13 protein-coding genes and 1 tRNA gene are annotated in these 13281 nt (G+C 68.1%); 8 read left to right on the forward strand and 6 right to left on the reverse strand.

Annotation, left to right across the window (positions count from 1 at the left end; translation table 11 throughout):
- Nucleotides 1–70: 70 nt before the first annotated feature.
- Nucleotides 71–144: transfer RNA gene (locus AB0D53_RS25575), tRNA-Gly, on the reverse strand.
- 467 nt (nucleotides 145–611) lie between these two features.
- On the opposite strand from AB0D53_RS25575, the gene dcd reads away from it, so the two are divergent.
- Together dcd and AB0D53_RS25585 are read left to right on the forward strand one after the other, a co-directional pair.
- Nucleotides 612–1187, forward strand: a complete 576-nt coding sequence (dcd, locus tag AB0D53_RS25580) for a dCTP deaminase (RefSeq protein ID WP_072487843.1) — start codon at nucleotides 612–614, stop codon at nucleotides 1185–1187.
- 6 nt (nucleotides 1188–1193) lie between these two features.
- Entirely contained in the window at nucleotides 1194–1703 is a 510-nt protein-coding gene (locus AB0D53_RS25585; RefSeq protein ID WP_362450464.1) for a phosphoribosyltransferase, read from the forward strand.
- An 80-nt stretch (nucleotides 1704–1783) separates the two neighbouring features.
- Here the strand turns inward: AB0D53_RS25585 and AB0D53_RS25590 are convergent, their stop codons facing one another.
- The 3 genes from AB0D53_RS25590 to AB0D53_RS25600 form a co-directional block, all read right to left on the reverse strand.
- Nucleotides 1784–2755, reverse strand: coding sequence for a Yip1 family protein (locus AB0D53_RS25590; protein ID WP_362450467.1), 972 nt, complete (start codon nucleotides 2753–2755; stop codon nucleotides 1784–1786).
- A 185-nt stretch (nucleotides 2756–2940) separates the two neighbouring features.
- Nucleotides 2941–5208 (reverse strand): (Fe-S)-binding protein, encoded by a 2268-nt coding sequence (locus tag AB0D53_RS25595; protein ID WP_362450470.1) that lies wholly within the window; start codon nucleotides 5206–5208, stop codon nucleotides 2941–2943.
- A 98-nt stretch (nucleotides 5209–5306) separates the two neighbouring features.
- Nucleotides 5307–5975 carry a sugar transferase gene (locus AB0D53_RS25600; RefSeq protein ID WP_362450472.1) on the reverse strand — a complete coding sequence of 223 codons (669 nt, stop codon included), beginning with the start codon at nucleotides 5973–5975 and terminating at the stop codon, nucleotides 5307–5309.
- A gap of 317 nt (nucleotides 5976–6292) precedes the next feature.
- Between AB0D53_RS25600 and dnaK the strand changes: the two genes are divergently transcribed.
- The 4 genes from dnaK (at nucleotide 6293) to AB0D53_RS25620 (ending at nucleotide 10525) form a co-directional block, all read left to right on the forward strand.
- On the forward strand, nucleotides 6293–8143 hold the full coding sequence (dnaK, locus tag AB0D53_RS25605) for a molecular chaperone DnaK (RefSeq protein WP_362450475.1): 1851 nt from the start codon (nucleotides 6293–6295) through the stop codon (nucleotides 8141–8143).
- Nucleotides 8140–8793: a nucleotide exchange factor GrpE gene (grpE, locus tag AB0D53_RS25610; RefSeq protein ID WP_072487848.1), complete on the forward strand. Its 654-nt coding sequence runs from the start codon at nucleotides 8140–8142 to the stop codon at nucleotides 8791–8793. The genes dnaK and grpE overlap by 4 nt, the downstream gene beginning before the upstream one ends.
- Nucleotides 8794–8886: 93 nt before the next feature.
- The gene (gene dnaJ, locus AB0D53_RS25615; protein ID WP_362450478.1) at nucleotides 8887–10077 is read left to right on the forward strand and encodes a molecular chaperone DnaJ; all 1191 of its coding nucleotides are present in this window, start codon (nucleotides 8887–8889) and stop codon (nucleotides 10075–10077) included.
- Between the two features lies 1 nt (nucleotide 10078).
- A complete protein-coding gene (locus tag AB0D53_RS25620) occupies nucleotides 10079–10525 on the forward strand; it encodes a helix-turn-helix domain-containing protein (RefSeq protein WP_072487850.1) in 447 nt (148 codons plus the stop codon).
- A 147-nt stretch (nucleotides 10526–10672) separates the two neighbouring features.
- Here AB0D53_RS25620 and AB0D53_RS25625 read toward each other — a convergent pair whose 3' ends face one another.
- Nucleotides 10673–11686: a helix-turn-helix transcriptional regulator gene (locus AB0D53_RS25625; protein WP_362450481.1), complete on the reverse strand. Its 1014-nt coding sequence runs from the start codon at nucleotides 11684–11686 to the stop codon at nucleotides 10673–10675.
- A gap of 101 nt (nucleotides 11687–11787) precedes the next feature.
- On the opposite strand from AB0D53_RS25625, the gene AB0D53_RS25630 reads away from it, so the two are divergent.
- Both AB0D53_RS25630 and AB0D53_RS25635 read left to right on the forward strand, forming a co-directional pair.
- Complete coding sequence (locus tag AB0D53_RS25630) at nucleotides 11788–12168, forward strand: hypothetical protein (protein WP_362450483.1); 381 nt, start codon at nucleotides 11788–11790, stop codon at nucleotides 12166–12168.
- Nucleotides 12165–12485: a (2Fe-2S)-binding protein gene (locus AB0D53_RS25635; protein WP_072487853.1), complete on the forward strand. Its 321-nt coding sequence runs from the start codon at nucleotides 12165–12167 to the stop codon at nucleotides 12483–12485. The genes AB0D53_RS25630 and AB0D53_RS25635 overlap by 4 nt, the downstream gene beginning before the upstream one ends.
- 146 nt (nucleotides 12486–12631) lie before the next feature.
- Here AB0D53_RS25635 and AB0D53_RS25640 read toward each other — a convergent pair whose 3' ends face one another.
- Nucleotides 12632–13036 (reverse strand): TIGR03618 family F420-dependent PPOX class oxidoreductase, encoded by a 405-nt coding sequence (locus AB0D53_RS25640; protein WP_362450485.1) that lies wholly within the window; start codon nucleotides 13034–13036, stop codon nucleotides 12632–12634.
- Nucleotides 13037–13281 lie beyond the last annotated feature (245 nt).

Here is a 13281-nt window from a genome sequence, read left to right on the forward strand (position 1 = left end):
GCACTCGGCCAGCCGGTGGCACGGCACTGCAAAAGAAGAAGCCCCCGGCCGCTGGCCTGGGGCTCTTTTATGGAGCGGGTGACGAGAATCGAACTCGCGCTCTGAGCTTGGGAAGCTCATGTTCTACCATTAAACTACACCCGCGAAGCATGCCGCCTGAGCGGCGTCTACCGTTCCATACTGTACCCCATCGCAGGTCCCCGGCGTTTGAGCCGTGGGGCCTTTTTGTTGCGTGCGGATGGTGGATGCGGGTGCCGTGGGCGGGAGTTGAGGGCGTAGCGTGGGTGCTCGGAGTGCCGCCTGGAGTGGCGTCCCGTTCATCCCCTAATGTGGCTTTCTCGTCCAAGGCTTGTTGGGGAAGGGACTTGATGGACTCCATGGAGCGCACCGTCGTCCGCTGTGCCGAAGGGCACGTTTTCGCTACCGCTTCGTTCCCGATGCAGCAGCTCGGGGCCGGGCGGATCGGGCCCGGGCGGCTCATTCGCTGTCCGCGCTGTGCGCGGTTGCGGCATGCCGTGCCGGTGGTGTTCGAGCAGCGTTAGGCGGTGGTGGCAGGCGCGCGGGTGGTCCCGGATTGGGGTGGGCCCGCGCGTTCTGCGTATCCTCGGGGCGTGCTTCTCTCAGATAAGGACATCCGGGCCGAGATCGACGCCGGACGTGTGCGCATTGATCCGTTCGACGCGTCGATGGTGCAGCCCTCGAGCATCGATGTGCGGCTCGACCGCTACTTCCGGGTGTTCGAGAACCACCGCTATCCACATATTGATCCGGCCGTCGAGCAGGCCGATCTGACACGCATGGTCGAGCCGGACGGGGACGAGGCGTTCATCCTGCACCCCGGTGAGTTCGTGCTCGCTTCGACGTACGAGGTCATCTCGCTGCCCGACGATCTCGCGTCGCGGCTGGAGGGCAAGAGTTCGCTGGGGCGGCTCGGGCTTGTGACGCATTCGACCGCGGGGTTCATCGACCCCGGTTTCTCGGGGCACGTGACGCTGGAGCTGTCGAATCTCGCGACGCTGCCGATAAAGCTGTGGCCGGGGATGAAGATCGGGCAGCTGTGCATGTTCCGGCTGAGTTCGCCCTCGGAGTTCCCGTACGGCTCCGAGCGGTACGGATCGCGGTACCAGGGCCAGCGCGGGCCGACCGCGTCGCGTTCATTCATGAATTTCCACCGGACCCAGGTGTGATGTCCCATGAGCGATGAGGCGGATGACGTGCGCGAGAACCTGACCTACGAGGGGTTCGGCCGTGCCGTGCGTGAGCTGGCGCAGACCGTGGCGGACGACGGGTTCGAGCCCGACGTCGTGCTCAGCATCGCGCGCGGCGGGGTGTTCGTCGCCGGCGGGCTCGCCTACGCCCTGGATTGCAAGAACATTCACCTGGTGAACGTCGAGTTCTACACCGGTGTGGGCACCACGCTGGAAATGCCGGTCATGCTGGCGCCCGTTCCGAATGCCATCGACTTCTCGGACAAGAAGGTCCTGATCGCCGACGACGTCGCCGATACCGGGAAGACGCTGAAGCTGGTGCGTGATTTCTGTATCGATCATGTCGCCGAGGTGCGCAGCGCGGTCATCTACGAGAAGTCGCATTCGCTTGTGAAGTGCGAATACGTGTGGAAGAAGACCGACCGCTGGATCAACTTCCCGTGGAGCGTGGACAAGCCCGTCGTACGGCGCAGCGGGCAGGTTCTGGACGCCTGAGCGGGATGGGACGCGAGAAACCCCCGGCACATTCTGTGTGCCGGGGGTTTCGGTGTTCTCGGGCGGGCGGGCCGGTGGTGTCAGATCGTGCCGAGTTTGATGATCGACAGCAGGGCGAGCAGTTGGATCGCGGATGCGCCCAGCGCCTTCGGCCACGGCAGGTCGTGCGATTTGCTCACCATCGAGGTGAAGAGCGCGGCCGAGGCCAGCCAGGTGATCCAGCCGAGAATCTGGACCAGGGAATTCTCGCCGCCGAGGAAGAGCGCGAATATCAGGCGGGGCGCGTCCGTGATCGACATGATCAGCATGGACAGGCCCACCGTCGGCTGCCACGCGCCGTCGCCGCCCAGCTGGCGGGCGAGCGTGTGCGTGACCGCGCCCAGGACCAGGCCGCCGATGACGAAGCCGAGGCCCGTGATGATGACGTAGGGCACCGCTGTGGAGATCGTCGCGTTGATCGCGTCGTCCCGGGCCTGGTCGAAGCCGAAGAGCGCGAGCAGGCCGTACAGGAACGTGACGATCAGCGCCGGACCCCAGACGGGGTAGTCGCGCATCTGCCAGAACGTCGGTCCCGGGCGCAGCACGATGCCGGTGAGCAGCTCCTTCCAGCGCAGCCGGGGGCCCGCGGGCTGGGCGGGGGCCTGGCCGGCGCGGTAGGTGTCGCCGGGGCCGTACGGGTCCTCGCCGATGCTGAATGCCTGGGTGTGGCCGGCGGTGTTGGCGTACGGGTCGCCCTGCTGGGGGGAACCGTGGGGGTGCTGGGGCTGGTGGTACGGGTCGCCGAAGTACTCCGGTTCACCGTGGCCGCCGCCCTGGCCGCCGCCGTAGCCGCCATTGCCATTGCCATTGCCGTAGCCGCCACCGCCGTAGCCGCCGTTGCCGCCGTTGTTGTACGGGGGCGGGGGCGGGGCCGTGTTGCCTCCTGCCGGGGGCCAGGGCTGCTGGCCGTACGGCGGCGGTGCCTGTGTGCCGTACGGCTGCTGCCGCGGTTGCTGTTGCGCTTGCTGCGGGGTGCGGTTGTCCCGGCCGCGTCCGATCCTGAATCCAGCCACGTCATCGAACGTACCTGGTCCGGGGCGGTGCGGTCAGAGGGCCTGGGGAACCTGCCCGCCATTGCGGCCGAGCTGTGACATCCCCTAGGGGAACCCCGGGGGGACAGCCCCGGGGCGGGAAAGCAGAAGCGGCCGGTCCTGCCCCCGAGGCAGGTCCGGCCGCTTCCGTCACGCGACTGAGCGCTCTACTTCACCGGTTCCGGCTCCGGCGCGTCCGCCGGCTCCGCCTCCCCGGCCGGGTCGGCAGGGGTCTTCACGGAGTCCAGCAGCAGCTGCGAGACGTCGACGACCTGGACCGACTCCTTCGCCTTGCCGTCGTTCTTCTTGCCGTTGACCGAGTCGGTCAGCATGACCAGGCAGAACGGGCAGGCGGTGGAGACGATGTCCGGGTTGAGGGAGAGTGCCTCGTCGACGCGCTCGTTGTTGATGCGCTTGCCGATCCGCTCCTCCATCCACATCCGGGCACCACCGGCGCCGCAGCAGAAGCCGCGCTCCTTGTGGCGGTGCATCTCCTCGTTCCGCAGGCCCGGTACCTTCGCGATGATCTCGCGCGGCGGGGTGTAGATCTTGTTGTGACGGCCCAGGTAGCACGGGTCGTGATACGTGATCAGGCCCTCGACCGGGGTCACCGGGATCAGCTTGCCCTCGTCGATGAGGTGCTGGAGCAGCTGGGTGTGGTGGATGACCTCGTACTCGCCGCCGAGCTGCGGGTACTCGTTGGCGATGGTGTTGAAGCAGTGCGGGCAGGTCGCGACGATCTTCTTCGACGACTTCGGCTTCTTCGTCTCCGGCTCGTCGTCGTCCTCGCCGAACGCCATGTTCAGCATCGCGACGTTCTCCTGGCCGAGCTGCTGGAACAGCGGCTCGTTGCCCAGGCGGCGGGCGGAGTCACCGGTGCACTTCTCGTCGCCGCCCATGATCGCGAACTTGACGCCCGCGATGTGGAGGAGTTCGGCGAAGGCCTTGGTGGTCTTCTTCGCCCGGTCCTCCAAGGCACCGGCGCAGCCGACCCAGTACAGGTAGTCGATCTCCGTGAGGTCCTCGACGTCCTTGCCGACGATCGGGACCTCGAAGTCGACCTCCTTGGTCCACTCGACGCGCTGCTTCTTCGCCAGGCCCCAGGGGTTGCCCTTCTTCTCCAGGTTCTTGAGCATCGTGCCCGCCTCGGACGGGAACGCGGACTCGATCATCACCTGGTAGCGGCGCATGTCGACGATGTGGTCGATGTGCTCGATGTCGACCGGGCACTGCTCCACGCACGCACCGCAGGTGGTGCAGGACCACAGCACGTCCGGGTCGATGACGCCGTTCTCCTCGGCCGTGCCGATCAGCGGGCGCTCGGCCTCGGCGAGAGCGGCGGCCGGGACGTCCTTGAGCTGCTCCTCGGACGCCTTCTCCTCGCCCTCCATCGTCTTGCCGCCGCCGGCCAGCAGGTACGGGGCCTTGGCGTGCGCGTGGTCGCGCAGGGACATGATCAGGAGCTTGGGCGAGAGCGGCTTGCCGGTGTTCCAGGCGGGGCACTGCGACTGGCAGCGGCCGCACTCGGTGCAGGTGGAGAAGTCGAGCAGGCCCTTCCAGGAGAAGTGCTCGATCTGCGAGACGCCGTAGACGTCGTCCTCGCCCGGGTCCTCGAAGTCGATCTCCTTGCCGCCGGAGGTCATCGGGAGCAGCTCGCCGAGCGAGGTCTCGCCCTTGGCGTTGCGCTTGAACCAGATGTTGGGGAAGGCCAGGAAGCGGTGCCAGGCGACACCCATGTCCTGCTTCAGCGCGACCGTGATCATCCAGATGAAGGAGGTCGCGATCTTCAGGCCGGCGAAGAAGTAGGTGAGGTTCTGGAGGGTGGAGACGTCCATGCCCTCCAGCCAGTTGACCACCGGGTACGAGATGAAGAAGGAGGACTCGTAGCCGGCGACGTGGTGCTGGGCGCCTTCGAGGGCGTGCAGCATGAAGATGCAGACGCCGACGATGAGGATGACGGCCTCGACGAAGTACGCCTGGCCGAAGTTGGACCCGGCGAAGCGGGACTTGCGGCCCGGCTTGCGCGGGTGGGCCAGCTGGCGGATGACGATCAGGGTCAGGATGCCGAGCACGGTCATCGTGCCGATGAACTCGACGAAGACGTTGTACGGCGCCCAGTCGCCGATGATCGGCAGGATCCAGTCGGCCTTGAAGAGCTGGCCGACCGCGTTGACGATCGTCAGCAGCAGCGAGAAGAAGCCCACCGCCACGAACCAGTGCGCGACACCGACGATGCCCCAGCGGTTCATCCGGGTATGGCCGAGGAACTCCCTGACCACGGTGACGGTGCGCTGTGCGGGCTCGTCCGTGCGGGTGCCGGCGGGCACGTTCTGGCCGAGCCGCATGAAGTTGTAGATCTGCAGGAGGGCGCGGAGGAACAGGGCCACGCCGACCACGATCAGAACCAGCGACACGATGATCGCGGCGAGTTGCATTTGGGGGCTCCTCGGGCCTGCGAGGGTGGGGAGGGTCGGATCCGGCGTCGATGAGACGCGTACTGGCGATTATCTGTGATTACTAAGCAGTAACTTAATCAGTCTGTGCTGACACTACCCACTTCTTCTGTCGCGCTGTAGCCGGACAGGCGGTGATCTGTGTCGCTCAGGCGTGCCTTTCCGCGCCGGGTGAGCCCTCGGGCCGCCTCGCGGAGTGGAGCATGCACCGACCTCGCCAGGATGGCCAGGTCCAGTCCCACTCCGTGGTGCTCGGCGTAGTGCTGGTCCAGCAGCGCCGGCTCGTCCCACGGCATCCCGGAGCGGGAGCGCACCTGCGCCAGGCCGGTGAGGCCCGGCTTCAGTTCCTGCCGCCAGTGTCTCGCGGCGGGGGAGGTGCCCGGGTACGCGGCGCGTCCCGCCTCCGCCTCGTCCGGGGTCAGGGGCTCCGGGCCGACCAGGGAGAGGTCTCCCCGTACGACGTACGGCAGCCTGGAGAGCAGGTCGAGCCGGAGCCGCCGGGTGCGCAGCGAGCGCAGTACGAAGACGTGGCCGTCCTGCCCGACCCGTGGTGAGTGGGTCAGTACGCCGCCGGGGGGCCGCCGTGCCGCCAGGACGGCGGCGCCCGTGGCGAGCAGCGGGGCGGTCAGGGCCAGGAGGGCCGAGCCGAGGGTCAGGTCCAGTACGCGCTTGGCCGACGGTCGCTCCCGGCGCGGCCGTCCTCGCCCTGCGCGCACCGCGCTCTGCCTCTGTCTCTGCTGTGTCTGCATCGTTCGCACCTGCCCGGGGTTCGCGGCGGATCGAGTGCCGGTTTTGCGTGGCTCACTGCATTTTGTGACAGAACGATCCCATGCGGCGATGATGGGGAGGGGTTGCGTGGCCAGGGGGCGGCGAGTGTCGCGCGCGATCGGCCCGCGCGTATCTCGCAGGTGCCTTCCCGTGCGCGTCTCGCATGGGGAAATCCGCAGGTGGCGGTAGGTGTCCGCACGATAGTTGAGTCCGCTCGACTCAGGTCTGTTGACAGTGGGACGGGTGTCATGCATCCTTGAGTCAGATCCACTCAAGTAGTCAAGCTGGAGGAATTGAAATGGCACGTGCGGTCGGCATCGACCTGGGCACGACTAACTCCGTCGTCAGCGTTCTCGAAGGCGGCGAGCCCACCGTCATCACCAACGCAGAGGGCGCCAGGACCACGCCGTCCGTCGTCGCCTTCGCGAAGAACGGCGAGGTGCTGGTCGGCGAGGTCGCCAAGCGCCAGGCAGTGACCAACGTCGACAGGACCATCCGCTCGGTCAAGCGCCACATGGGCACTGACTGGAAGATCGACCTGGACGGCAAGAGCTTCAACCCGCAGCAGATGAGCGCCTTCATCCTGCAGAAGCTGAAGCGTGACGCCGAGTCGTACCTGGGCGAGAAGGTGACCGACGCGGTCATCACCGTCCCCGCGTACTTCAACGACTCCGAGCGTCAGGCGACGAAGGAGGCCGGCGAGATCGCAGGCCTGAACGTCCTGCGTATCGTCAACGAGCCGACCGCCGCCGCGCTGGCGTACGGGCTCGACAAGGACGACCAGACGATCCTCGTCTTCGACCTCGGTGGCGGCACCTTCGACGTGTCGCTCCTGGAGATCGGCGACGGCGTCGTCGAGGTGAAGGCCACCAACGGTGACAACCACCTCGGTGGTGACGACTGGGACCAGCGCGTCGTCGACTACCTGGTGAAGCAGTTCGCCAACGGTCACGGCGTGGACCTGTCCAAGGACAAGATGGCTCTCCAGCGTCTGCGCGAGGCCGCGGAGAAGGCGAAGATCGAGCTCTCGTCCTCGACCGAGACCACGATCAACCTGCCGTACATCACGGCGTCCGCCGAGGGCCCGCTGCACCTGGACGAGAAGCTCACGCGCTCGCAGTTCCAGCAGCTCACGGCCGACCTCCTGGACCGCTGCAAGAGCCCGTTCCACAACGTCATCAAGGACGCGGGCATCCAGCTCTCGGAGATCGACCACGTCGTTCTCGTCGGTGGCTCCACCCGTATGCCGGCCGTCGCCGAGCTCGTCAAGGAGCTGACCGGTGGCCAGGAGGCCAACAAGGGTGTGAACCCGGACGAGGTCGTCGCCATCGGCGCCTCGCTCCAGGCCGGTGTCCTCAAGGGTGAGGTCAAGGACGTCCTGCTCCTCGACGTCACCCCGCTGTCCCTCGGTATCGAGACCAAGGGCGGCATCATGACCAAGCTCATCGAGCGCAACACCACGATCCCGACCAAGCGCTCCGAGATCTTCACGACGGCCGAGGACAACCAGCCGTCCGTGCAGATCCAGGTCTACCAGGGCGAGCGCGAGATCGCGGCGTACAACAAGAAGCTCGGAATGTTCGAGCTGACCGGCCTGCCGCCGGCCCCGCGTGGCGTCCCGCAGATCGAGGTCGCGTTCGACATCGACGCGAACGGCATCATGCACGTCGCCGCCAAGGACCTCGGCACCGGCAAGGAGCAGAAGATGACCGTCACCGGCGGCTCCTCGCTGCCGAAGGACGAGGTCAACCGGATGCGTGAGGAGGCCGAGCAGTACGCGGAGGAGGACCACCGCCGCCGCGAGGCCGCCGAGTCGCGCAACCAGGGCGAGCAGCTCGTCTACCAGACGGAGAAGTTCCTCAAGGACAACGAGGACAAGGTCCCCGGCGACGTGAAGACGGAGGTGGAGACCGCGCTCACCGAGCTGAAGGAGAAGCTCAAGGGCGAGGACACCGCCGAGATCCGTACCGCCACCGAGAAGGTCGCGGCCGTCTCGCAGAAGCTGGGCCAGGCGATGTACGCCAACGCCCAGGCCGACGGCGCCCCGCAGGGCGACCCGCAGCCGGGCGCCCAGGGCAAGGCCGACGACGACGTCGTCGACGCCGAGATCGTGGACGACGAGAAGGACGCCAAGGGCGGTGCGGTGTGACCGAGGAGACCCCGGGCTTCGAGGAGAAGCCCGACGTCCCCTCCGGCGCCACCCCTGACGGAGCTGAGCCGAAGGACGCCTCTTCCTCCTCTTCGGAGGAGGGGGCGGCCCCGGCCGGGGACGCAGTACAGACAGTCGGCCTGACCGCGCAGCTGGACCAGGTCCGCACCGCGCTCAACGAGCGCACGGGCGACCTCCAGCGGCTCCAGGCCGAGTACCAGAACTACCGCCGCCGCGTCGAGCGGGACCGGGCCACGGTCAAGGAGATCGCCGTAGCGGGTCTCCTGTCCGAGCTCCTGCCCGTGCTCGACGACGTCGGCCGGGCCCGGGACCACGGCGAGCTCGTGGGCGGGTTCAAGTCGGTGGCCGAGTCTCTCGAGACGGTCGTCGCCAAGCTGGGCCTGCAGCAGTTCGGCAAGGAGGGCGAGCCCTTCGACCCGACGATCCACGAAGCCCTGATGCACTCGTACGCGCCGGATGTCACCGAGACGACCTGCGTGGCGATCCTGCAGCCGGGGTATCGGATCGGCGAGCGCACCATCCGCCCCGCGCGGGTGGCGGTGGCCGAACCCCAGCCGGGTGCGACACCGGCAGCGGCCAAGGAAGAGAAGGCAACCGACGAGGAGAGCGGTGGCACCGAGGAGGTCTGACATCCCGTCTGACCATCTCGCCGCACACCGCCCGGCCATGCGACCGGCCCACGGGCCGGTCGCATGGCCGATCGTCCGGAAGGAGGGACGTCGATGAGCACGAAGGACTTCGTCGAGAAGGACTACTACAAGGTCCTCGGCGTCCCCAAGGACGCCACCGACGCCGAGATCAAGAAGGCGTACCGGAAGCTCGCCCGCGAGTTCCACCCGGACGCCAACAAGGGCGACGACAAGGCGGAGGAACGCTTCAAGCAGATCTCCGAGGCGAACGACGTCCTCGGTGACAGCAAGAAGCGCAAGGAGTACGACGAGGCGCGCGCCCTCTTCGGCAACGGCGGCTTCAGGGCCGGGCCCGGAGGCGCGGGAGGCAACTTCAACTTCGACCTCGGCGACCTCTTCGGAGGCGGCCAGGGCGGCGGTCAGGGCGGCGGAGCCGGCGGTTTCGGCGGCGGAGGCGGCGGTCTGGGCGATGTCTTCGGCGGCCTGTTCAACCGGGGCGGTACGGGGACACGGGTGCAGCCGCGACGCGGCCAGGACATCGAGTCCGAGGTGACGCTCAGCTTCACCGAGGCGGTCGACGGGGCGACGGTCCCGCTGCGGATGTCCAGCCAGGCGCCCTGCAAGGCGTGTTCCGGCACCGGTGACAAGAACGGCACCCCCAGGGTCTGCCCGACCTGTCTCGGCACCGGCCAGGTCTCGCGCGGCACCGGCGGCGGCTTCTCGCTCACCGATCCCTGCGTGGACTGCAAGGGCCGGGGCCTCATCGCCCAGGACCCCTGTGACGTCTGCAAGGGCAGCGGACGGGCGAAGTCCTCCCGGACCATGCAGGTCAGGATTCCGGCGGGCGTCTCGGACGGCCAGCGGATCCGGCTGCGCGGCAAGGGCGGCCCGGGCGAGCGCGGTGGACCGGCCGGCGATCTGTATGTCGTGGTCCACGTCGGCGCCCACCCGGTCTTCGGCCGCAAGGGCGACAACCTCACGGTCACCGTGCCCGTCGACTTCACGGAGGCGGCGCTGGGCGGCGAGGTGAAGGTGCCCACGCTCGGCGGACCGCCGGTCACCCTGAAGCTGCCCGCAGGCACCCCCAACGGGCGCACGATGCGCGCCCGCGGCAAGGGCGCCGTACGCAAGGACGGCACCCGGGGCGACCTGCTGGTCACCGTCGAGGTGGCGGTCCCCAAGGGCCTCAGCGACGAGGCCAGGGACGCACTGGAGGCCTACCGGAAGGCGACCGCGGGCCAGGACCCGCGGGCGGAACTGTTCCAGGCGGCGAAGGGAGCTTGAGGTGGACGGCCGACGACGCAATCCGTACGAACTGACCGATGAATCACCGGTGTACGTGATCTCGATCGCGGCCCAGCTCTCGGGCCTGCATCCGCAGACGCTGCGCCAGTACGACCGCCTCGGCCTGGTCTCGCCCGACCGCACGGCCGGGCGCGGCAGGCGCTACTCGGCCCGCGACATCGAGCTGCTGCGCACCGTGCAGCAGCTGTCGCAGGACGAAGGCATCAACCTCGCCGGCATCAAGCGCATCATCGAGCTGGAGAACCAGGTTGCCGCGCTCCAGCAGCGTGTCGCCGAGCTCTCGGCGGCCGTGGACGGCGCGGCACAGGCGATGCAGCAGCGCGAGGCCCAGGTCCACGCCTCGTACCGGCGCGATCTGGTGCCGTATCAGGACGTGCAGCAGACCAGCGCGTTGGTGGTCTGGCGGCCGAAGCGTCCGAAGGACTGAGCGGGACGGGCGACCGGGCACGGCTGTGCCTGGTGGACCGCCCGCCCGCACGGCGAAGGGCCGGGGAGCCGACTCACGGGTCGGTTCCCCGGCCCTTTGCCGTACACCGACGCGAAGGGGGAAGCTGCTCGCGGGGCGGGCGGCGCCTCAGTTCTGCTCCTCTTCCAGGATTCCCGACCGGGCTATCAGATAGCCGAGCTGGGCCCGGCTGTTGCTGCCGAGCGCGGCGGCGAGTTTGGCGACATGGGCCCGGCAGGTGCGGACGTTCATGCCGAGACGGCGGGCGATGGAGTCGTCCACGTGGCCCTCCACGAGGAGCTGGGCGATGGAGCGCTGGACCCCGCTGATGCCCAGGGAGGTCGGTTCGTACTTGACCTCCTCCCGCAGCGGAGCCGCCCTGGTCCAGAAGTGCTCGAACACGTTGGCCAGGTACTGCACGAGCCCGGGGTGGCGGAGTTCCAGGGCGACGTGGTCGTCGTCGCTGGCCGGGATGAAGGCGACGGTCCGGTCGAACACGATCAGGCGGCCGATGAGCTCTTCGAGCGTGCGTATTTCCACGTTGTCGTCGGTCATGCGTTCCGCGTACGCGAGTGTGCTGGGGCTGTGGCGCGCGGTGTGCTGGTAGAGGGTGCGCATGCTGACGCCGCGGTGGATCACGGACAGGCCGCGTTCCAGCGACTTGCTCAGACGATGCTCGGTCCGGCCGCCGCCGGGCTGGACGGTGAGCACTTCGGTGCGGCACTCTGCGGTGGCGAGATCGAGGGCCGCGTTGATCCGGTTCCCGCCCTCCAGCACGGTGATGGCGTGGGTGCTGGGCGGCCCCAGAGTGCTGATGTCCATGAACGGCTCGAACGACTCCGTCAGTTCGACCGAGTGCCGGCGCCGTTCCAGGATCTCGCGCTCGATGGGATGCAGATATTGCGCAAGAGCGGTGGACGGCGGAACGGGCCGGAGCCAGGCCGCGTCGTCCGGATCGGGATGCAGCAGCGCGAACTCCATCAGGCAGGGCGCCGGTTCCACTTCGACGCGGGCGATGCGTCCCAGCCGCAAAGCGCTGGCGTAAAGGCGTGCTCCCGCGTCGCACAGTTCGGTGATCCCGTGAGAATGTGTCGGCTTTGTGTTGCTTGTGGTCATATCGTCACCCCCCAGGTTCCTGAACATGCAGGAACATGATGCATCTACTCAGTGGTGCTGGCGTGCCCAGGTGAGACATCGTCTTAGGTGCGGGGGAGAAGAATCCACAAGTGAGGACGAAGCCGACTATGTATAAGCGAATGCATCGCTCGGCGCTTGCCGTCTCGTTCGTCGCGGCCCTGGGCATCGGGCTGCTGGGCGGCAGCGACATTGGCTGGAGCGAGGACAGTGTTGCCGGTGGCGACATCGGGTGGGCTGTCCAGGCTGCGGCCGACGGTGACATCGGGTGGCCGGTCGCACCTGCCAAGTCGTCCGACATCGGGTGGGTCGTCCAGGCTGCGGCCGACGGTGACATCGACTGGGGTTCGCCCGGCAAGTCGTCCGACATCGGCTGGGTCGTCCAGGCCGCGGCCGATGGTGACATCGGGTGGCCGGTCGCACCTGCCAAGTCGTCCGACATCGGCTGGGTCTCGCCCACCGGCTCCGCCACGGCCCGCACAGGCGCATGACCATCCCGCCGGACGACCGGACCTTCCGGCGAGAGATGGCCACGGCCTACCGATCAGGCTGGCATTTCATCGATCTCGTCACTGCCATCCCCCACTGTGGCGACTCGTTGATGGTCACTCTGTTCGGCGACCCCATCGTTGTCGCACGTGAAGAAGACGACGAAGTACGTGCCTACCGTTGCCTGCGCAAGCCGCGCGGAGCACCGCAGCCCGTTCGCTGTGCGATCCGGTACGACATGATCTTCGTCAACCTCGACCGGCGGGACCACCAGCTGTTCGAGCCAGAGACTATCTCCGCCACCCCCCGCAGTGCCTGAGCGATCCCCCGTCGTTCCATGTCGCTCAGTCACTCCCCCACACAACGGCGCCATCGTGACCTGAACACGATGGCGCCGTTGTGCTTTTCCCGGCCGCGCCCGCCGTGTCTTCCCCGGCCCGGCGCGGCCCCCGGCCCGCGGACCGCTCAGGCCCTGCCGAGCGCCCGGTCCACGGCGATCTCGATGACGATCCGGTCCGGGTTGGGCTTCGGCGTGCGCCCGTAGCGCTCCGTGTAGCGGCGTACCGCGTCGGCCACCGCCTCCGGCTCCGTGCGCACCGTCGCGCGCCCCTCCAGCGTCGCCCAGCGGCGCCCGTCGATCTGGCAGACGGCGACCCGTGCGCCGTCCGGGCCCGCGGCCAGGACGTTTGCGGCCTTCCGGGTGTTCTTGCCGGTGATGACGCGCGCCAGCCCCGTCCCGGGGTCGTACGTCACGCCCACCGGCACCACGTGCGGTGTGCCGTCGGGACGGGGCGTGGTCAGGGTGCACACATGGCGTGCGCGCCAGAAGGCGAGGTACTCGGGGCCGGGGTTCGTCACGTCTACTGCCATGGGGACAGCGTAGGCAGCGCGGGCGCGGCGCCGGCCGTGCCGTGGGCCCGCTGCGGTGGCGGAGGGCCGGTGCGGCCGGTTCACTCGAAGCACCGGGACGAGGGCGGGGCCCGCGCGGACAGCTCCCGGCATCAAGTTGAGTGGAGTAGACTCAACATTGGCTTGAGTGGAATAGACTCAACTTTATGCACGTTGACTAAGTCAGTGTTGTCGAGAGGGCAAGTCGCCGCAAGGAGGAGAAAGCG

The organism is Streptomyces sp. NPDC048295 (assembly GCF_040652135.1).
Classification (GTDB): Bacteria; Actinomycetota; Actinomycetes; order Streptomycetales; family Streptomycetaceae; genus Streptomyces.